A 20039-nucleotide genomic window follows, 5' to 3' on the forward strand; every position below is an offset into this window, starting at 1 on the left:
GTGGAGACACCGATGAGCGCGACCTGGGACTTCTGGATCGATCGCGGCGGCACGTTCACCGACATTATCGGCCGCGACCCGGAGGGCGGTCTGCACGCGCGCAAGCTTTTGTCGGAAAACCCGGAAGCCTATGACGACGCCGCCGTCCAGGGCATCCGCGACCTGCTGGGCGTCGCGGCGAGCGAGCCGGTGCCCTCGCAGCGCATCGGCGAGGTCAAGATGGGCACCACGGTCGCCACCAACGCGCTTTTGGAGCGCAAGGGCGACCGGGTCCTTTTGCTGATCACCAAGGGCTTCCGCGACGCGCTCAAGATCGCCTACCAGGCCAGGCCCGACATTTTCGCCAAGCAAATCCTCCTGCCGGAGCAGCTTTACGAGCGCGTCATCGAGATCGACGAGCGGGTGCGCGCCGACGGGCTGGTCGAGACCGTGCCGGATTTCGACGCCGTCGAGGACGAGATCGCCCAGGCCCGCCGCGACGGCATCGACGCGGTCGCCATCGTCTTCATGCATGCCTGGAACGCGCCCGGCCACGAGGTGATGGCGGCAAGCCTGTGCCACCGCATCGGCTTTTCGCAGATATCCGTCAGCCACCAGGTTTCGCCGTTGATCAAGCTGGTCGGCCGCGGCGACACCACCGTGGTCGACGCCTATCTGTCGCCGATCCTGGCGCGTTATGTCCGCCGGGTCGCCGACGCGCTCAACATCGAGACCGACGGCGACCAGGCCGCGGCGACGGCGCGCCTGATGTTCATGATGTCGTCGGGCGGCCTCACCGCCGCCGACCGCTTCCAGGGCAAGGACGCGATCCTGTCCGGACCCGCCGGCGGCGTGGTCGGCATGGTGGAGACCGCGCGCAGCGCCGGTTTCGAAAAAGCCATCGGCTTCGACATGGGCGGCACCTCGACCGACGTCACCCACTATGACGGCGAATATGAGCGCGTGTTCGATTCCGAGGTCGCCGGCGTGCGCATCCGCGCGCCGATGATGCGCATCCACACGGTGGCCGCCGGCGGCGGGTCCGTGCTGCATTTCCAGGACGGGCGCTTCCAGGTCGGGCCGGATTCGGCCGGCGCCAATCCGGGTCCCGCCTGCTACCGGCGCGGCGGCCCGCTCGCCGTCACCGACGCCAATGTCATGCTCGGCAAGCTGCAGCCCGATTTCTTCCCGGCGATCTTCGGCCCCGGCCAGGACCAGGCGCTCGACGCAGCGGCGGTGCGCGAGGCCTTCCAGGCCATGGCCGCCGAAATCGGCGACGGCCGCTCGCCCGAGGCGGTCGCCGAAGGTTTCATCACGATCGCGGTCGAGAACATGGCCAATGCGATCAAGAAGATCTCGGTCCAGCGCGGCCACGACGTTACCGGCTACCTGCTCAACTCCTTCGGCGGCGCCGGCGGCCAGCACGCCTGCCTGGTCGCCGACGCGCTCGGCATGGAATCGGTCCTGATCCACCCGTTCTCCGGCCTGCTGTCGGCCTACGGCATCGGGCTTGCCGCCGTCTTCGCCTCGCGCCAGCAGGCTTTGCTGAAACCGCTTGCCGAGGCCTCGCTGAACGATATCCGCCTTGCCGTGCGCGGCTTGAAGAAAGCGGTCTTTGCCGAACTGACGGATCAGGGCATCGCCGAGGACGAAATCGCCTGGCGCCCGGTGCTTCAGGTTCGCTACGACGGCACCGACACCGCCCTGCCGGTCGATTTCGAAAGCTTTTCGGTCGCCGACGCCGTCGCCGGCTTCGAGGCCGCGCACAAGGCCCAGTTCGGCTTCGTCTACGACGACAAGCCGATGATCGTCGAGGCGATCAGCGTCGAGGGCATCGACATGCGCGACCAGGGCACCGACGAGACCGAGGCCCGCCTCGACGCGGTCGATGCGAACGCAGGCGAGACGACGCAGTTCTTCAGCGAGGGCGAGTGGCGCGACGCCCGCGTCGTGCGGCGCGGCGATCTGGCGCCCGGACACCGGCTCGCCGGGCCGGCGCTGATCATCGAGGATCACCAGACGATCGTCGTGGAGCCGGGCTGGCGCGCCGAGATCACGGCGCGCAACCACGTTCTCCTGAGCCGTGTCGAGCGCAAGGCGCGCCAGGCCGCGATCGGCACCGAGGCCGATCCGGTCATGCTGGAAGTGTTCAACAACCTGTTCATGTCGATCGCCGAGCAGATGGGCGTGACGCTGCAGAACACCGCCTACTCGGTCAACATCAAGGAACGGCTCGATTTCTCCTGCGCGGTGTTCGACCGCGACGGCGCGCTTGTGGCCAACGCACCGCATATGCCGGTGCATCTGGGATCGATGGACCGCTCCGTCGAAACCGTCATCCGCCTGAACCGGGGTGACATCGCGCCGGGCGACGTTTTTGCCCTGAACGCGCCCTATAATGGCGGCACCCATCTGCCCGACATCACCGTGGTCACCCCGGTCTTCAACGAGGCCGGCGAAAAAATCCTGTTCTGGGCCGCCTCGCGCGGCCACCACGCCGATGTCGGCGGCACCGCGCCGGGCTCGATGACCCCGCTCGCCACCACCGTCGACGAGGAAGGCGTGTTGTTCGACAATTTCCGGCTGGTGGAACGCGGGCGCTTCCGCGAGAAGGAACTGCACGAGCTTTTGACCGACCACGCCTGGCCGGCGCGCAACCCGCACCAGAACATCGCCGATCTCAAGGCCCAGATCGCCGCCAACGAAAAGGGCGTCGCCGAGCTCGGCAAGATGGTCGCCCAGTTCGGGCTCGACGTGGTCGAGGCCTATATGGGCCATGTCCAGGACAATGCTGCCGAAAGCGTGCGCCGCGTGCTCGACCGGCTGCCCGACGTGTCGGAATACGAATATCCCACCGACACCGGCCAGCTGATCAAGGTGAAAATCTCCGTCGACCGGCAAAAGCGCGAGGCGACCGTCGACTTCACCGGCACCTCGCCGGTGCACAACAACAATTTCAACGCCCCCGAACCGGTGGCCCGCGCGGCCGTGCTTTATGCCTTCCGCGTCATGGTCGAGGATCAGATCCCGATGAATGCCGGCTGCCTGCGGCCGGTCAACATCGTCATCCCGGAGGGATGCATGCTACGGCCGGCCTATCCGGCGGCCGTCGTCGCCGGCAATGTCGAGACCTCCCAGCACGTCACCAACGCCATGTTCGGCGCCATGGGCGCGCTCGCCAACGCCCAGGGCACGATGAACAATCTCACCTTCGGCAACGCCACCTACCAATATTACGAGACCATCTGTTCGGGCTCGCCGGCCGGGCGCATGAACGACGGCCGCGGCTTTGACGGCACCTCCGGCGTGCATACCCACATGACCAATTCGCGCCTGACCGACCCCGAAGTGCTGGAATTGCGGTTTCCCGTGCTGCTGGAGGATTTCCACATCCGCACCGGCTCCGGCGGCACCGGAAAATGGAACGCCGGCGACGGCACCCGCCGCACCATCCGCTTCCTGGAGGAGATGGAATGCGCGATCCTGTCCTCGCACCGCCAACGCCCGCCGCGCGGCGCGGCCGGCGGCGGCGACGGCCAGGTCGGCCGGACCGAGGTACGCCGCGCCGACGGCACGCTCGAGACGCTGAAGGCCTGCGACCAGACCGTCATCGAGGCGGGCGAGGCGGTGATCGTGACCACCCCGACGGCGGGCGGGTTCGGCCGCGGCTAATTCGGCCCCATCCCTATTCCAGGTCGGTCTGGATCCAGCGCGGCGAAAGGTGGATGTCGAGCGTCTGCAGCCGTCCGGGCCCGCGATTGACGAAGCGGTGCGGCACGCCGGCCGGTCCGAGCACGGTTTCGCCGGCCTCGGCGTCGATCACCGCCTCGCCGACGAAAAACCGCGCCCGCCCCTGCTGGACGACGAAGACCTCGTCATAGGGATGGACGTGCAGCACCGGACCGGTGCCGGGTTCGTCATTGCCGTAGGTGAGCACGGTGACCTGCGTGGCCAGAGCCTCCCCTTCCACGGAGCCCCGATAGGGCCCTTCGCGCGTGCCGTCGAAAAGCCGGGCCTTCGCCGGCGGGCGACCGTCGGGGGCAACGGTCGCGGGGTCGAAATCATGTCGGGACATTGTTGCAAACCTCCGCCGGCAGGATGATCGACACGAACGGGTCCGGCAAGCCGCGCCCGCGGGCTGCGCCGCACTCGCATCGTCTGCCTGCCGGAACAGAATCCGTGACCTCAAATGGCTTCCATCTGGAGAAAATCCGCTTTAGACCAAAGCCATGATCGTCTTTACGGATCTGGACGGAACGCTTCTCGAGCCCGATACCTGCGACCATCATGCCGCCCTGCCGGCGCTCGCCGCCCTGGCCGCGCGCGCCGTTCCGGTGGTGGTGGCGACCGACAGGACGGCGGCGGAGATCGGACCGGTCCTGGTCGAGCTCAAGCTCGATACGCCGGCCATCGTCGAAAATGGCGGCGGCGTCTTCTGGCCGGCCGCCCCCGCCGGGCCTGCCGAGGCCGATGCCTGCTACGACGAGATTCGCGCCTGTCTCGACGCCCTGCCGGCAAGGCTGAAAGGCTGTTTCGCCGGGTTCGGCGACATGGATGCCCGTCGCATCGCCGCCCTGACCGGGCTGAACAGGGCACGGGCCGCCCGCGCGTCCCGGCGCGGCTTTTCCGAACCGGGCCTTTTTACCGGCAGCGAAACCCAGCTCGTTGCTTTGCGCCGGCACCTGGCCGCGCACGGCCTGTGCGCCGAACGTCATGGCCGGTTCCTGACCGTCTCGCGCGGCGGCTCCAAGGCCGGACGCATGAACGCCGTGCGCGCGCTTGTGGAAAGGCGCGACGGCCGGCGCTATTGGCCGCTGGTCGCCCTGGGCGACGCCGAGGAGGACCGGGAGATGCTGGAAGCCGCCGATTACGGCGTCGTGGTGGCCAATCCCGCCCATCCGCCGCTGGCCGAGCTCGACGGCGAGCGCGAGGGGCGTGTCATCCGCACCGAACTGCCCGGCCCGATGGGCTGGAACGCCGCGATGATCGAAATCCTCAGGCGGCTCGCGGGCTCCGCCGAATTCGACGCCTGACCGCCCCGCGCCCGACCGCCCCACCCGCAATCTGCGTCTTTGCCTGTCACGCCGCTGTCATCGCGCTCGACTACCCGCATGTCGATGCCCTTGCAAAGCGGGAGCCGCGCCATGACAGACCTTTCGGCCGAAATCGGCCTTTCCGCCTCGCGCCCGATCGGCAACGCCGTCTACCAGCATCGCGCGCTCAGCCGGGCCGGCATATCGGAGCGGCTGTTCGCGCTGTTGTTTTCCGGCCTGGTCTATCCGCAGATCTGGGAAGACCCCGAAATCGACATGGATGCGATGGAATTGTGCGAACGCCACCGGGTGGTGACGATCGCGTCGGGCGGCTGCAACGTGCTCGCCTATCTGACGCGCCGGCCCGCCCGTATCGACGCCGTCGACCTCAACCGCGCCCATGTCGCGCTCAACCGTCTCAAGCTCGCGGCCGCCGCCCACCTGCCCTCGCACGGCGATTTCCATCGTTTCTTCGGCGCCGCCGGCAACCGCCACAACGCGATCGCCTATGACCGGTTCATCGCCCCGCATCTCGACCCCGCCAGCCGCCGCTACTGGGAAGGGCGCGACTGGCGCGGCCGGCGCCGCGTCACCGTCTTTGCCCGCGACTTCTACCGCACCGGCCTGCTCGGCCTGTTCATCGCCCTCGGCCACGGCGTCGCCAGGCTGCACGGCGTCGACCCGGCCGAGATCATGGCGGCGCGCACCACGCGTCAGCAGAAAGCCTTTTTCGACGACCGGCTGCGCCCCCTGTTCGACAAGCCGCTGATCCGCTGGGCGACCTCGAAAAAGGCGTCGCTGTTCGGCCTGGGCATTCCGCCCGCGCAATATGACAGCCTGATCGGCGCCGGCAGCGGCACCATGGCCGAGGTGCTGGCGGCGCGGCTGGAAAAGCTCGCCTGCCACTTTCCGCTCGCCGAGAACTATTTCGCCTGGCAGGCTTTTGCCCGTCGCTACGCACGTCCGGGCGAAGCCGTGCTGCCGGCCTATCTCGACAAGGCAAATCACGACACGATCCGCGCCCATGCCGGGCGCGTCGCCGTGCACCGGGCGAATTTCACCGAATTCCTGGCCGGCAAGCCGGCCGGTTCGCTCGACCGCTACGTGCTGCTCGACGCGCAGGACTGGATGAACGACCGGCAACTGAACGCCTTGTGGGCCGAAATCACCCGCACCGCCGCCCCCGGCGCGCGCGTCATCTTCCGCACCGCCGCCGCGCCGTCGATCCTGCCCGGCCGGGTCGCGGCCGAAACGCTCGGCCATTGGCGTTACGAAAAGCAACGCTCGCTGGAACTCGGCGCGCGCGACCGCTCCGCCATCTATGGCGGTTTTCATCTCTACGTGCGCGCGGATCGATGACGGCCGGCGCGCACGGCGGCGATCACGCCGCGCTGATGGATGCCAATTACCGTTTCCAGCGGCATGTCTACGACCTGACCCGCAAATATTACCTGCTCGGACGCGACCGGCTGGTCGACGCGCTGCAGGTGCCGGCCGGCGGCAGCGTGCTGGAACTGGGCTGCGGCACCGGGCGCAACCTCGTCCAGGTCGCGAGGCGCTATCCGCATGCCCGCCTGTTCGGCCTCGACATCTCGCACGCAATGCTGGCGACCGCGCACAAGACCCTCGCCCGCCGGGGCCTTGGCGGGCGCACCCGGCTCGCCCGCGCCGACGCCACGGACTTCGACCAGCAAGCCCTGTTCGGCCACCAGAAATTCGAGCGCGTCTTCGTCTCCTACGCGCTGTCGATGATCCCGGGCTGGGAGCGCACCGTCGCCGCCGGCCTCGCATGCCTGGCGCCGGGCGGTTCGCTGCATATCGTCGATTTCGGCGGCCAGGAGCGGCTGCCGCGCTGGTTCGGCTCGATGCTGCGCGCCTGGCTGGAGCGCTTCCACGTCGCGCCGCGCGACGGCCTGCGCGAAGTGCTGGAATCGGAATCTCAACGTTTCGGCGCAAGCCTCCGCTTCGATTCGCTTTTTCGCGGTTACGCCGTTCACGCGGTCGTCACCCGGCCATCCGGCGCCGCACGGCACAGCAACGCCACGGGCAACCAGCGCATCGAAGCGGTCCTCCACCGGTTCTAGGCGTCGGTGTCGTCGGGATCGAGCAGCCGGGTGGCGCGCCATGCCGTCAGGGTCCGGTTGATCTCGTCGATGACGAAGAAGCGGGCCGAGTCGCGGTCGTAGCCCTCGGCCAGCAGCGTCTCATAGGCGGAATGCTCGTGGCGCACATGCGCGACGGCGGCAAGCCAAACGGCGAGCGACACCGGCAGCGCTTTCAGGTGCGGCGCCAGCGATTCGGCACGGATTTTTTCGATGTCGGCATAGGGCGCGGCCGGCAGGAGCAGGGTCAGCGCCTTGGCGATGGCGCGCTGGCGGCCGGTGCGGGCGATCATGTCTTGCCGCTGTCGCGCCGGCTGCGCGCATCGGCGAAGGCGTCGATGCTGGCGAAATAGGGTTTTATGTCGATTACCGGCGTACCGTCGAGCACGTCGATGGCGTCGATCTCGATCAGCCCCGCCGCCTGGTCGAGCGCGGTGATGCGCGCCACGTGCAGGCCGACGGGATTGGGCCGCGCCGGCGAGCGCAGCGAAAACACGCCGCGCGGCGCCTCGACATGGCGCGGCATCTGCCGGATCAGGTTGCGCGGCGCGCGGTCGAGCCAGGTCAGCACGGCAACGTGGCTGAACTCCTCCAGGCCCGACAGGCCGGGCCGGTAGGGCGCGTCGATCTCGATCCGGGCGCCGCGACCGGCCTCGCGCGCGCTCGCCATGTTGCGCGGGCACGCACCGCGCTCCGTCCAGGGCGAGGCGATCCGGCCGATGAAGACCACGCCGGCGTCGGCCGCCGCATCCTTCGGGTCGAACTCCAGGGCCGTCTCGCCGTCGCGCTGCATGGTTTTCCTCGCCGTTTTTTGCCGATCCGGCCGCCGGTTGCGCCGCGAAACGGATCCTGCGCCATTTTCTGGCCCATCTACGACACCAGCCTTGCGTCCATCGCAAAATCGATATAAAGATATCTTTATATCATTTGGAGACTTGGATGCTGTCACGCAGCCAGATCGACCTCAACCTGCTGGTAGATAGCTTGAAGGCGGCGGCCGAATCCAGCCGCATGCGGATTCTGTTTTTGCTGTCGCGCGGCGATCTGACCGTCTCGGACGTCACCGAGGTGCTCGGCCAGTCGCAGCCGCGCGTGTCGCGCCATCTCAAGCTGTTGCTCGATGAAGGGCTGATCGAGCGCTATCAGGAGGGATCCTGGGCCTATTTCCGCCTCGCCGACAGCGGTTTCGAGCGCGAACTGGTCGCCAGCCTGATCGCGCGCATCGATGCCACCCAGTCTCCGGTCGACCGCGATCTGGAACGGCTGACCGACGTCAAACGCAAGCGCGAGGAGAAGGCGGCCGCCTATTTCAGCGAAAACGCCGATGCCTGGGACCGTATCCGCTCGCTGCATGTGCCCGAAAAGGCGGTGGAAGACGCGATCCTGACGCTGATGGCCGAGCGGCCGTTCCGCACCATGCTCGATCTCGGCACCGGCACGGGGCGCATGCTGGAAATCCTGTCGCCGCTCTATCAGCGCGGCGTCGGGGTGGACATGTCGCGCGAGATGCTGACCGTGGCACGCTCCAATCTCGACAAGGCGGCGGTGGAAAACGCCCAGGTCCGGCAGGGCGACATTTTCGCGCCCCCGGTCGAGCGCGACGCCTTCGATCTGGTCACCATCCATCAGGTGCTGCATTATCTCGACGATCCCCAGGCGGCGATCCGCGAGGCGGCGCGCCTGTTGCGTCCGTCCGGACGCATGCTGATCGTGGATTTCGCGCCCCACGATCTCGAATTTTTGCGCGCCGAGCACGCCCATGCGCGGCTCGGCTTTTCCGATCGCCAGATCACGGAATGGCTCGACGAGGCCGGTCTCGACCTGGAAAGGGCGTTGGATTTCGCCCCGACCGGCGTCGCCGGCGACAAGCTTACCGTGAAACTCTGGCTCGGCCGCGACCGCAGGCTCCTCGTCGCGGCCGACAACACTGCCGAGGGGCAACCAACGGAGATGACTTCGTGAACCAGTTCCGACTTTCGCGGCGACCCGACATAGGCGATCAGATCGACGTATCGTTCGAGTTCTTTCCGCCGAAAAACGATGCCATGGAAGCCCGTCTTTGGGAGACGACCGAGCGGCTGCAGCCGCTTTCGCCCTCATTCGTGTCGGTGACCTACGGCGCCGGCGGCTCCACGCGCGAACGCACCGCCCGCACCGTCGAGCGCATTATCCGCGAAACCGCGCTGACGCCGGCCGCGCATCTGACCTGCGTCGACGCCACCCGCGAGGAGGCCGACCAGGTGATTCGGCAGTTCCTCGACCTCGGCGTATCGCGTTTCGTCGCCCTGCGCGGCGATCCGGCCGAAGGCGTCGGCGCGCGCTACACGCCGCATCCGGGCGGCTACGCCAACGCGGCCGAACTGGTCGAGGCGCTCGCCCGGCACGGCGCCAAGGACATCTCGGTCGCCGCCTATCCGGAAAAGCACCCCGAAAGCCCGGATTTCGCAACCGATATCGACATGCTCAAGCGCAAGGTCGACAACGGCGCCAAACGCGCCATCACCCAGTTCTTTTTCGACAACGACCTCTACGAGCGTTATGTCGAGCGCGCCCGCCGGGCCGGCATCTACGTGCCGATCGTTCCGGGCATCCTGCCGGTGCACAATTTTGGCCAGGTCGCCAATTTCGCCGGCCGCTGCGGCGCGCATGTGCCCGCATGGCTGGCCGAACGCTTCGAGGGGCTGGAAAAGGATCCGCAGACCCATGCGCTGGTTGCCGCCGCCGTCGCGGCCGAACAGGTGCTCGACCTGGTCGAGCGCGGCGTGTCGGATTTCCACTTCTACACGATGAACCGGGCCGATCTGGCCTTCGCGATCTGCCACATGATCGGCATTCGCGCCAATGGCGCCGGCGAGGACGCAAAACCCGCGGCGGCGTGAACCCGGCCTATATGCCGACGGCCGATTGGCCAGCGATCGTCGGGAGGCACCGCCCCCGTCCGGCGATCGCCTTCGAAAAGGAAACGGCCGGGCGTGGGTCCCGGCCGTTTCGATTTTCGTTGGCTGTCTTGCCGAGGCTTCCCCCGCGAAAGCTTTAGGGAAGAGCCCCCAGAATGAGGGCGCCGATGAAGGCGAACGCAGCACAAACCATCAAAGCGTTGATTGGCTTCGTCAGTCCCATCTCATAGCCTCCTCTTTAGACTATGCCAAAAGTGTAGGTGAGTTTGGCCCACTGACAAGCGGATTTTGTGCTGCGCTGCGGCAAGCTTGTGCAGAACCGGCCTGCGACCAAAGTCTTAGTCCTTGAAATTCCGGGCTCTCCGGTCTGTCAGGAACCTGTGGATTTTTTTTCCGATCGCCCGGCTGCGGACCGCGTTTCCGACGCCGCGGCAGCACCGGTTCGCCCGCGCAGGACGCGCCCGTCGATGACCAACAATCCGCAGGCGATCAAGCCCATGCCGGCCAGTTCGAACCGTTCGAGCCGCTCGCCCAGAAACAGCGCGCCGAGCACGATGGCGCTCACCGGCACGATCAGCGTCACCAGCGAGGCGTTGGTGGCGCCGGCGGCCGCCACGATCCGGAAATAAAGAATATAGGCGGCGGCGGTCGACAAAAGCGCAAGCCCGGCCACGGCCGCCCAGGTGCCGGCGCCGACCGTTGCCAGCGCGGCCGTTTCCTGGGTCAGCGCGACGACCGGCAGCATGATCGCCGTGGAGGCCGAAAGCTGGCCGGCCGCGACCACGGCCGGCGCCAGGCCGGTCAAACGGCGGGCCACGACGAAGGCGAACGCATAGGAAAACGCCATGCCGAGCAGCGCCATCTTGGCCCAGACGGGACCGCCGAGCCCGGCGGCAAGACCCGGTCCGACCATCACGGCGGTGCCCGCAATACCGAGCGCGATGCCGAACAGCTTGGCCAGGCTCGCTTTTTCGTCGGCGATGAACAGGCTCGCCACGATGATGGTCCAAAACGGCGTGGTCGCATTGAGGACCGAGGCGGTGCCGGCGCCGAGCGCGGTCTGGCCGAGAAACATCAGCGAGAACGGGATCACGTTGTTGACCAGCGCCAGCAGCGCGAAGACCGGCCATTTTTTCAGCACCGGGGCAAACGCGATGCCGCGCGCGGCGAGATAAAGCTGCAATGCCGCCGCCGCGATCGCGACCCGCAACAGCACCAACGTCAGCGGCGCGATTTCCAGCACCGCGATGCGGGCGAAAAAGAACGATCCGCCCCAGATCGTGCCGAGCACGACGAGTTGCGCCCATACGACCACCGTCATCGGCGGCTGCGCGGCCTGTTTGATCTCCGTCACGGCAATCCCCCTCACGCGTTGCGTCGAGGTAGCGTTTCCGGCCTTAACCGGCCACCCGATTCGCGCCCAGCGCCACGGTCGCGGCATGCGCCATGCCACGGGTCCGGCCACGGCCCGCCCGCAACGGCCCCAGCGCGCGAAAAACGCGGTTTTCATGAAAATGCCGCATGGTCTAGCCTATGCCGGCACTCAGGAGCACCCATGCAACGATTCGACAATGCCCGCGACGCGGCCCTGACACTGAGGCCGGACGATCCGGTCTACTGCTTCCGTCCGGAGGTGCTGAAGGCGGATGCGCGCCGTTTCATGGCGCTGTTTCCGGGCAAGACGGCCTATGCGGTCAAGACCAACGGCGAACCGATGGTGCTAAAGGCGCTGGCCGAAGCCGGCATCGAGGCCTTCGACGTGGCCTCCCCGGCCGAGTTCGAGGCGGTGCGCGCGGCCTCGCCCGAGGCGGAAATGCTCTACATGCACCCGGTCAAGGCCCAGTCCGACATCCGGCTGGCGCTGGAGACCTACGGCATTCGGGTCGTCGCCGTCGACCACGAGGACGAGATCACCAAGCTGTCGCGCGTCGTCCAGGCGCTCGATATCGATCCCGGCTCGCTCACCGTGTTCGTGCGCATCCAGACCAAGGGAAGCGCCGCCTACGAATTGTCGAAGAAATTCGGCGCCGGACCGGCCCATGCCGTCGAGCTTCTCAGGCGGCTCGACCGCAACGGCTACAAGGTCGGCATCTGCTTTCATGTCGGCAGCCAGATCGCCGATCCCGAAACCTATGAGCGCGCGCTGCGCTCGGCCGACTGGGTCCGCAACCGCGCCGCCGTGCCGCTCGCCGGCCTCGACGTCGGCGGCGGCTTTCCGGCCGAATACGGCCACGACCCCAACCGCAAGGCGCCCGACCTGCCCTCGCTGGAGGAGCTGATGGCCAGGCTGCGGGCCGATCTCGAGGAATGGGCGTTCATGGACATGCCGCTGGTGGCCGAACCCGGCCGGGTGATCTGCGCGCACGCCTTTTCGCTGATCGTCAGGGTGATGCTGCGCAAGGGCAGACGGCTTTACATCAATGACGGCATCTGGTCGTCGCTGTCGGACAGCTGGACCGGCAAGATCACCCTGCCGGCCCGCTTCATCCCCGACCCGGCGATCCGCAGCCGCAACGGCGACAAGAGCAAGATCGTGCCGTTCAAGGTGTGCGGGGCGACCTGCGATTCGGTCGACATCCTGTCGCGGCCGTTCTGGCTGCCCGAAACGGTCGATACCGGCGACTGGATCGAGATCGGCCATATCGGCGCCTATTCGATGTCGCTCAGGACGCGCTTCAACGGGTTCTATCCCGACACGTTCGTGGAGGTGACGACGCCGTTCGAGCAGGGCGGCGCGCCCGAAAGCTTCGCCAGCCTGGAGACGATGGCCTGATCTTGCGCCCGGCCGGCTACAGCGCGGCCAGCAGCGCCTGGGTCGGCCAGCCGTCGACGGCCATGCCGAGCCGCGCCTGTTCCTTGCGCACCGCCTCGCGCGTGTTGACGCCGAGCACGCCGTCGACGCCGCCGACATCGTGGCCGCGGGCGACGAGCTTTTCCTGCAGCGCCCGCATCTCTTCGGGATTGAGGCCGGGCTCGGGATAGCCCTTGCGATAGGGTGGGTCGCCGGCGAACCGGCGGGCGAGATGGGCCGCCGTCAGCGTGTAGACGAAGGATTTGTTCCATTCCAGATAGACGTCGTAATTGGCGTAGACGAGGAAGGCCGGCCCCTTGCGCCCCATCGGCAGCACGAGACCGGCATCGGGCCCCTCGCCCAGCGTGCCACCGTCGCGTGTGGTCACGCCCCACGACGCCCACTGCGCCAGCGGCAGCCGGTTGGTGCGTCCGGTCTCCTCCCACGGCATCGTTTCTGGAACGCGCACTTCCTGCATCCAGGGTTCGTTGGCGCGCCAGCCGAGCGCGGCGATCAGGCGCGCGGCGGTCATGATGACGTCCGCCACGCTGCCGCGCAGGTCGACCCGTCCGTCGCCGTCGCCGTCGACGCCCTTTTCCAGATAGTCGCCCGGCAGCATCTGGATCTGGCCGATCTCGCCGGCCCAGGCGCCCTCCACGTCGGCCGGCAGCACGTCCCGGTCGATCAGTTTCAACAGCGCGATCAGATGCGGACGGAACAGTTCGGGCCGGCGGCAGTCATGGGCGAGCGTGGCGAGCGCGTCGAGGGTCGAGAAATCGCCCTGCACAGCCCCGAAATCGGTCTCAAGCGCCCAGAACGCGGTGATGACGGGAGCCGGAACCCCATAGGTCTGCTGCGCCAGCGAAAAGGCGCCGGCATATTTTTTCATCCGCGCCGCCCCGTGCTGGAGGCGGTAATCGTTGACCATGCGGCCGGAAAACTGGATGAAATCCTGGGTGAACACGCCCTGCGCGCGGTCGCGGGCGAGAACGCGCGTGTCGAAACGCGCTTGAGACAGCGCGTCGAGCCCGGCGGCACCGACGCCTTCGGCGCTGGCCTGGCTCGCCACCGCGGCGCGCCAGGTCTCGAAGTCGCCGCCGCATTGCTCGGCCGCCGCGGGACGGGGAACGGCAGTCGCGATGGCCGCACACAGGGCCGCAAGCCAGACTTTCATCGCAACGCCTTTCGTATCACGCCATATCTCGCCAACGCCGGCCACGGTTGCAGCATGCTGCGGCGACAGGCGTTTGACAAGCGAGCGGTCGGAACGGCGATCATTGGCCGGGGCTGCGTGGCCTGCGGGTCATTTGGTGTTGGCGGCAAGCCATTTGCGCCAGGCCTTGCGGTCGCCGTTGAAGACGTTGATGTCGGTGTCGCCGTTTATGCCCGGCACGATGCCGGTGCCGGTATACTGCCAGAACAGGAACGGATGGCGGCCGTATTTCTCGTCGGGATGGCCGGCGACCGAGCGCAGCCAGAACGGGTAGCCCTTGAAATTCGCCAGCCGGTTGTCGTCGAAAAAGTCGATCGAGGTGTAGATGATCGGCTTCTTGCCGTAATGGTTCTCGATCGTCTTGAGGAAGATGCGCATCTCCTTCTGCACGGTCGCGGCCGGCGGGCGCAGCTTGCAGGTCGGCGAAAGATGGTTCCATTCCATGTCGAGCACCGGCGGCAGGGCGGAGGCGTCGCGCGGCACGTTGCGGATATACCAGCGCGCCTGTTCGATCGCCGGGCGGCAGAAATAGAAGAAGTGATAGGCGCTGCGGGGGATGCCGGCGACCTTGGCGCCGTTCCAGTTGCGGTGGAAATAGTCGTCGAGACGGTCGCCGCCCTCCGTGGCCTTGATGAAGGCGAAGGAAATGCCGCTCGCCTTGGCCTTTTTCCAGTCGATATCCTTTTGATATTTGGCCACGTCGGTGCCGTGGATCGGATAGGTCCACGGCGCGCGCCGCGACCAGTCGTGCGGATCGCGGTCGCCGAAGCGCGGATTGGTGACGGCGACCGTCGTGGACGGCGCGACGTCGGCGAAGTCGTAATTGACGGACGTGCAGCCCGCCGCCAGCGCGATCGCAACCAGCCCCGCCCAGCGCCGCATAGCGTTATCCTCCCATTGCCGAATCACATCCAGGCCAGACCGAGCATGGCCAATTGTGACCCGGCCAGCGACCCCTTCCCGTTTGACGTGGCCGTTTTGGCTGTTGCTTTTGCCGTGTCGCCGCCCGAGATTGCCCCGGTAAACAAGGAAGATGGCGGGGATGTGGTGGGACCGCCGGCGGCCACGAACGGAGTTTTGGATGCGGATTCTGGCGAAAATCGCGATTTTTGTGATCGCACTGGCGGTGCTGGCGGTCGTCGGCCTGGCCGGATGGCTTTATGTCGCGCCGCCGGCCCTGATCAGGGTGGGCGCGGCCTATTCGGCCAAGATGGTGTGTTCCAACGTCTTCCTCGCCGACCGCGATGCGACCCGGGTGCTGGCCGAGGACGTACAGGCGCCCGGCCATCCGCTGCTGGGCTATATCCGGATCGAGGTCGACGACGCGCACCGCGCGGTCTCCGCCGCCCTGCTCGGCCTTTTCGGACGCGAGCGCGCGGTGATGCGCGAGGGGCTGGGCTGCACGGTGGTGTCGGGTGATGGACTCCTGGAGGGGCTCTCGGCGTCCCAGGCCGCGCCCGCCGACACACAGGCGCCATGGCCCGAAGGCGAGATCGTCGCCCCCTCGCAGAACCCCGAACTGGCGGCGATCCTCGCCGATGACGACCTGACCGGGCCGGGCATGCGCGCGGTGGTGGTGGTCAAGAACGGCCGCATCGTCGGCGAACGCTATGGCGAGGGGTTTTCCGCCGTGACGCCGCTGCTCGGCTGGTCGATGACCAAGACGGTGACGGCGGCCATCATCGGCACGGTGATCGCCGAAGGCAAACTCGCCCAGGGCCAGGAAAAACTCCTGGAAATCTGGAACGGCGACGAGCGCAGCGACATCACGCTCGCCGATCTGATGGCGATGTCGAGCGGGCTCGCCTTCAACGAGGATTATGGCGACGTCACCGACGTCACCCGCATGCTCTATCTCGAGCCAGACATGGCCGGCTTCGCCGCCGCCAAGCCGCTCGCCGCGGAGCCGGGCACCGATTTTTCCTATTCGAGCGGCACGACGCTGATCCTGTCGCGGCTGTGGCAGGACGCGCTCGGCGAACCGCAGGCCGCGCTCGACTGGCCGCGCGAAGCGCTGTTCGACCGCATCGGCATGGCGAGCGCGGTGCTGGAGGCCGACGCGTCTGGCACCTTCGTCGGCTCGTCCTATCTCTACGCCACGGCGCGCGACTGGGCCCGCTTCGGCCAATTGCTGCTGCAGGACGGGCGCTGGAACGGCGCCGACGTGCTGCCGTTCGGTTATGTCGCCTGGATGCGCCAGGCCGCGCCGGCCTCCGACGGCGCCTATGGCCGCGGCCAATTATGGCTGCACGGCCCGCGCGGCACCACGCCGGAAGGCACGCATGCCGATGCCGGCTTCGACCTGCCCGAGGACGCGTTCTGGCTGCTCGGCCATGACGGCCAGACCGTCACCGTCTTACCCTCGCAGGACCTGGTGGTGGTGCGGCTCGGCCTGACGCCGTCCAAGCTCGGCTACAAGCCCCAGGCGCTGGTCGAGGCCTTGGTCGAGGCGCTGCCGTAACCCGGCGCGCACCGCGCCGCGCCGCGTCCCAGGCTCTGCCGCCGAGCCGTCAGGGCCGATAAATCCATTGTTCGGGAATGCGCACCGACACCGCCTCGCCCGTCGCGATCCGGCCGGGTTTTTCCACCCAGGCCACCAGCCCGCGCCGGCGCCTGCCGGCTTTGGGAAACGCCAGCGCGCCGGCCTCGCGGTCGGGCATGCCCGCATGGTCGGCGACCGAGCGCCCGGCGATGCGGCACGGCCCGTTCTGGCTGTCGACCTTCAAAGTGACGCCGTTCTTGAAGAAAAGCAGCGTGCCGGCCGGCAGCATCGACAGCCGCGGCACGCCCGAGAAAACGAGATTGGCGCCGATCCATTCCGGCCGGATCTCGCTTATCCCCATGCCGCGCGCGATCGCGGCCATCTCGTCGGCCGCCACGATCGAAATCTGGCGTTCGTTGCGCATTTGCGTGCCGCGCGGATACCACGGCTCGCGCCCGCCCGAGCGGCGTGTCGCGCCGGCGTGAAAGTCGCCTTTGATACCGTCGAAATCGAGATCGAGCGCATCCACGGCCTGGGTGACGAACCCGTCAGACAGCGCGGCGTAGACGCCGTCGGCACATGCCGAGAGTTTTCGCGTCGGCACGATCTCCGGCTCCGGGTCGAACCGTGTCAGCGGCAAGTCCATCGCGCTTCCCTCCCGTGAAAGGCGCGCACCTTGGCGCGCGGAGCGGACGAATTCCAGTCAATTGGGATGATCGACCGATCACGCGGATCGATCGGTGAGCCGAGCTCCGAGCGCGGCCTCACATCATGCGCAACAGCGCCCCGCCGAGCGAATAGCCCGCCCCATAGGTGCACAACAGGCCGAAATCGCCGGCCGTCATGTCGCGATGGTTTTCCGACAACGCGACCACGGCGCCGGCGGCGGCGGTGTTGCCGAGCCGGTCGAGCACCATCGGCGCGCGGTCGTGGCCGACCTCCTCGCCGAAGGCGAGCTTCAAGATCATGCCGTTCATGCGCGCATTGGCCTGGTGCAGCCAGAAGCGGCGCACGGTCTGCGGCGTATGGCCGTGCTCGGCCAGAAAATCGACGATGAAGCGGTGGCTGGCGATGGTGACTTCCTTGAACACCTTGTTGCCCTGCTGCTTGATCAGCTTGCCTTCGGTGTCGATGACGCCGACATCGTCCTGCGCGGCCCGGTTCAGATAGGAGAAATTGGAACGGATATTGTTGGAGAACTGGGTCCAGCTCCGCGTGTCCATCACCTCGAACCGGCCCGGCCGCTCCTCGTCGGGCCCGATCGCCTCGACGAGCATCGCCGTCGCCGCGTCGCCGAAGATGAAATGGGTCTGCCGGTCGCGGAAATTCAGATGCGGGGTGATCAGCTCCGGCGTGACGACCAGCGCCCGGCGATGCGCGCCCGAACGCAAGAGATTGAAGGCGACATGCAGCCCGCCGCTCGCCGACGAGCAGCCGAGGCTGAGATCGAACGCCGCGCCCCGGGCGCCGATCTCCTTCTGGATCTCGATGCCGATCGCCGGGTAGAGCCGTTCCAGATGCGAGGCCGCGCAGATCACCAGATCGACGTCGGAGGCCGCGATGCCGGCATCGTCGAGCGCCGCGCGCGCCGCGCGCGCGCCGAACTCGGCCAGCACCGACAGATCGTCGTCGGCCCGCGCGGCGATGCGCGGCGCCATGCGGTCCGGATCGAGAATGCCCTCCGGGGTGTGGACGTGGCGCTGCCGGATGCCCGAGGCGTGCTCGATGAAGGCCGCGCTCGACTTTTGCAGCGGCGCGCCGCCGTCGGCCGCCCGGCGCCGGTTTTCGCGCTCGACCCACAGATTGAAACAATCGACCAGCGCTTCGTTGTCGATAAAGGCCTCGGGAATGCTGACCCCGATGCCCGACAGCGCCACCCGGGCCATCTCGGTTCGGCCGCCGCCCTTGTCCGGCGTGGCGAGGGGGGCGGGCGCGAGGCGCTCCTTGGCTGTGAATGCGCGTGATGCTTCCATGCCTGCTCTTTATGCCCGTTTTATATCGCAGTGCAACGCAATTGCCACGGCGCGGTCGCGGCACGCGCCTTGCCGGCGCCGCGGCGCACCCGCCTCACCAGGCACAGATCTTGGTGCTGGTCTGCGGATTGTTCCAGCACGCCGCGTCGTCGCGGCTGCGCACATATTCGCCCGGCAGTGCAATGTTGCGGTCGCCGAAATTGACGAACCCGAAGGCGAAGCCCGGCCGGTCGATCACCAGCGAATAGGTCGGGTAGCCGTTCGCCGCGATGACGAACGAGCCGGCCCCGTCGACACCGCGAAAATCGCAATTGTAATAACCGTCATCGGTGGTGAAGCAGCGCGCCGGCTTGGCGAATGCGGCCGCGCTGCCGAGGCCGAGAGCTGCGACGGCGAGCAGCGGCGCGGCTAAGAAAAGACGTTTCATCGGCAGATTTCCCTCCACAACAAGCGTTGATCGGCCGCGCATTTATCGAGCCACGCACCGCGCGACGGGTCAAGCGATCCGGTCGCGCATTCACCATCGCCGACGCAACTTCTTTACCGGTGTTGCAGCTCGGCATAGGATCGGCTTGCGGGGAACAACGTGACCGAAGGAGGTCCGCCGTGCATATTCGCGCCCTCACCGCACTTGCCGCCATCGCCGTTGCCGCGTCGTCGGGCACCACTGCGGCGGCCGACTACACCTGCAACAGCCTCGTTCCGTTCGGCCAGAAGATGATCTGTCCCGGCTTCGAGCCCAACTGGGCGGTCGAACTCCTGTGCGAGGGACCGCAAATGACGTCGACCTTCATCGACGCCTTTTCGGGCGGCGACATCACGACCACGCCCGGCACGGTCACTTTCTCCTCGGAAGACCCGTGGGCCTTCGAGACCAGCCATCCCGTGACCGGCTCGATCGCCTATACGCCCGCCGGCTGCACCGACGAGGGCGACACCGTCCACGATTTCACCTTCACGCCGACCGGCGCGCCGGGGCTGTCCGGACCGTTCTTCCCGTTCTGCTGCCGGCTGGAATGAAGGCGCGCACCGGCACCGATCGTCCGGTTTCCGACGATCGCAGCGATATCCGATGCCAGGACGCGCGCGACAGGGATTTACCGGCAAGGGGCGAGCCCCGGCCGCGCCGAGCCTCGTCATGACGTGTCGTTTGGCAATCCGGTCCAGCTGCGGCTGAACGCAAACCCATGCTGGCGCGGGCCGGGACACCGGGGCGCGCCGCCGGCGCGACCGCTCGGGCAGCGAGAACGCCCGCTCAGGCGCAACAGCGCGGCGAGCGCGGCCGCCAGCGCCCTGAAACAGACGGCGAGACGCAGCGCCTCGACCGCGTCATTGCGGATACCAGGCATCGGCTCGAGGGCCGATGGCGGCAGGCCCGTCGCCTCGGCGACAAACCCTCTCGCCACGGGCTCGGCCCGCCGCAATATACACAAAACCAAACAGCGAACGGGCCAGGAGCGGGCGCCGGCGCGCTCGGCCAGCACGGCGAGCGCGCCGAGCAGCGTCATGATGCGCCGCAAATTCCGCCGGTCCCCTCTCGCCACATCCACGTCCATCTTCGATGGCCCT

19 protein-coding genes are annotated in these 20039 nt (G+C 67.5%); 9 read left to right on the top strand and 10 right to left on the bottom strand.

Features of this window, described 5'->3' with window-relative positions; genetic code table 11:
* Positions 1-12 precede the first annotated feature (12 nt).
* On the top strand, positions 13-3651 hold the full coding sequence (locus tag EP380_RS13835) for a hydantoinase B/oxoprolinase family protein (RefSeq protein WP_127599011.1): 3639 nt from the start codon (positions 13-15) through the stop codon (positions 3649-3651).
* Positions 3652-3664: 13 nt separating this feature from the next.
* On the opposite strand, the gene EP380_RS13840 is transcribed toward EP380_RS13835, so the two are convergent.
* Positions 3665-4054 carry a cupin domain-containing protein gene (locus tag EP380_RS13840; protein WP_127599012.1) on the bottom strand — a complete coding sequence of 130 codons (390 nt, stop codon included), beginning with the start codon at positions 4052-4054 and terminating at the stop codon, positions 3665-3667.
* A 154-nt stretch (positions 4055-4208) separates the two neighbouring features.
* On the opposite strand from EP380_RS13840, the gene EP380_RS13845 reads away from it, so the two are divergent.
* The 3 genes from EP380_RS13845 to EP380_RS13855 all read left to right on the top strand — a co-directional run bounded on the left by EP380_RS13845 (position 4209) and on the right by EP380_RS13855 (position 7096).
* Positions 4209-5012 carry an HAD-IIB family hydrolase gene (locus tag EP380_RS13845; protein ID WP_127599013.1) on the top strand — a complete coding sequence of 268 codons (804 nt, stop codon included), beginning with the start codon at positions 4209-4211 and terminating at the stop codon, positions 5010-5012.
* Between the two features lie 111 nt (positions 5013-5123).
* Positions 5124-6371 carry a BtaA family protein gene (locus tag EP380_RS13850; RefSeq protein ID WP_106571536.1) on the top strand — a complete coding sequence of 416 codons (1248 nt, stop codon included), beginning with the start codon at positions 5124-5126 and terminating at the stop codon, positions 6369-6371.
* Complete coding sequence (locus tag EP380_RS13855; protein ID WP_127599014.1) at positions 6368-7096, top strand: class I SAM-dependent methyltransferase; 729 nt, start codon at positions 6368-6370, stop codon at positions 7094-7096. The genes EP380_RS13850 and EP380_RS13855 overlap by 4 nt, the downstream gene beginning before the upstream one ends.
* Here the strand turns inward: EP380_RS13855 and EP380_RS13860 are convergent.
* On the bottom strand, positions 7093-7407 hold the full coding sequence (locus tag EP380_RS13860) for a DUF2293 domain-containing protein (protein ID WP_106571534.1): 315 nt from the start codon (positions 7405-7407) through the stop codon (positions 7093-7095). The two genes, EP380_RS13855 and EP380_RS13860, sit on opposite strands and share 4 nt — an antisense overlap.
* A complete protein-coding gene (gene tsaA / locus EP380_RS13865) occupies positions 7404-7907 on the bottom strand; it encodes a tRNA (N6-threonylcarbamoyladenosine(37)-N6)-methyltransferase TrmO (protein WP_127599015.1) in 504 nt (167 codons plus the stop codon). Before tsaA ends, EP380_RS13860 begins: the two co-directional genes overlap by 4 nt.
* A gap of 146 nt (positions 7908-8053) precedes the next feature.
* On the opposite strand from tsaA, the gene EP380_RS13870 reads away from it, so the two are divergent.
* Complete coding sequence (locus EP380_RS13870; RefSeq protein WP_106571532.1) at positions 8054-9076, top strand: ArsR/SmtB family transcription factor; 1023 nt, start codon at positions 8054-8056, stop codon at positions 9074-9076.
* Positions 9073-9993 carry a methylenetetrahydrofolate reductase [NAD(P)H] gene (metF, locus tag EP380_RS13875; protein ID WP_127599016.1) on the top strand — a complete coding sequence of 307 codons (921 nt, stop codon included), beginning with the start codon at positions 9073-9075 and terminating at the stop codon, positions 9991-9993. The genes EP380_RS13870 and metF overlap by 4 nt, the downstream gene beginning before the upstream one ends.
* 388 nt (positions 9994-10381) lie before the next feature.
* Here the strand turns inward: metF and EP380_RS13880 are convergent, their stop codons facing one another.
* On the bottom strand, positions 10382-11332 hold the full coding sequence (locus EP380_RS13880) for a DMT family transporter (protein WP_106571826.1): 951 nt from the start codon (positions 11330-11332) through the stop codon (positions 10382-10384).
* Positions 11333-11566: 234 nt separating this feature from the next.
* Here EP380_RS13880 and EP380_RS13885 point away from each other — a divergent pair, with 234 nt between their 5' ends.
* Positions 11567-12784 (top strand): alanine racemase, encoded by a 1218-nt coding sequence (locus EP380_RS13885; RefSeq protein WP_127599017.1) that lies wholly within the window; start codon positions 11567-11569, stop codon positions 12782-12784.
* Between the two features lie 16 nt (positions 12785-12800).
* On the opposite strand, the gene EP380_RS13890 is transcribed toward EP380_RS13885, so the two are convergent.
* Positions 12801-13976: a lytic murein transglycosylase gene (locus EP380_RS13890; protein ID WP_127599018.1), complete on the bottom strand. Its 1176-nt coding sequence runs from the start codon at positions 13974-13976 to the stop codon at positions 12801-12803.
* Between the two features lie 129 nt (positions 13977-14105).
* Positions 14106-14897, bottom strand: coding sequence for a glycoside hydrolase family 25 protein (locus EP380_RS13895; protein ID WP_106571529.1), 792 nt, complete (start codon positions 14895-14897; stop codon positions 14106-14108).
* A 199-nt stretch (positions 14898-15096) separates the two neighbouring features.
* On the opposite strand from EP380_RS13895, the gene EP380_RS13900 reads away from it, so the two are divergent.
* Entirely contained in the window at positions 15097-16476 is a 1380-nt protein-coding gene (locus EP380_RS13900) for a serine hydrolase domain-containing protein (protein ID WP_127599019.1), read from the top strand.
* Positions 16477-16525: 49 nt separating this feature from the next.
* On the opposite strand, the gene EP380_RS13905 is transcribed toward EP380_RS13900, so the two are convergent.
* The 3 genes from EP380_RS13905 to EP380_RS13915 form a co-directional block, all read right to left on the bottom strand.
* The gene (locus EP380_RS13905; RefSeq protein ID WP_127599020.1) at positions 16526-17143 is read right to left on the bottom strand and encodes an MOSC domain-containing protein; all 618 of its coding nucleotides are present in this window, start codon (positions 17141-17143) and stop codon (positions 16526-16528) included.
* A gap of 118 nt (positions 17144-17261) precedes the next feature.
* Positions 17262-18383, bottom strand: a complete 1122-nt coding sequence (locus EP380_RS13910; RefSeq protein WP_127599111.1) for a beta-ketoacyl-ACP synthase III — start codon at positions 18381-18383, stop codon at positions 17262-17264.
* A 181-nt stretch (positions 18384-18564) separates the two neighbouring features.
* Positions 18565-18897: a hypothetical protein gene (locus tag EP380_RS13915; protein ID WP_127599021.1), complete on the bottom strand. Its 333-nt coding sequence runs from the start codon at positions 18895-18897 to the stop codon at positions 18565-18567.
* A 179-nt stretch (positions 18898-19076) separates the two neighbouring features.
* On the opposite strand from EP380_RS13915, the gene EP380_RS13920 reads away from it, so the two are divergent.
* Positions 19077-19490 (top strand): hypothetical protein, encoded by a 414-nt coding sequence (locus EP380_RS13920; RefSeq protein WP_127599022.1) that lies wholly within the window; start codon positions 19077-19079, stop codon positions 19488-19490.
* 116 nt (positions 19491-19606) lie between these two features.
* Here the strand turns inward: EP380_RS13920 and EP380_RS13925 are convergent, their stop codons facing one another.
* Positions 19607-19978 (bottom strand): hypothetical protein, encoded by a 372-nt coding sequence (locus tag EP380_RS13925; protein ID WP_127599023.1) that lies wholly within the window; start codon positions 19976-19978, stop codon positions 19607-19609.
* Positions 19979-20039: the final 61 nt, after the last annotated feature.

This window comes from Nitratireductor alexandrii (assembly GCF_004000215.1).
Taxonomy (GTDB): domain Bacteria; phylum Pseudomonadota; class Alphaproteobacteria; order Rhizobiales; family Rhizobiaceae; genus Mangrovimarina; species Mangrovimarina alexandrii.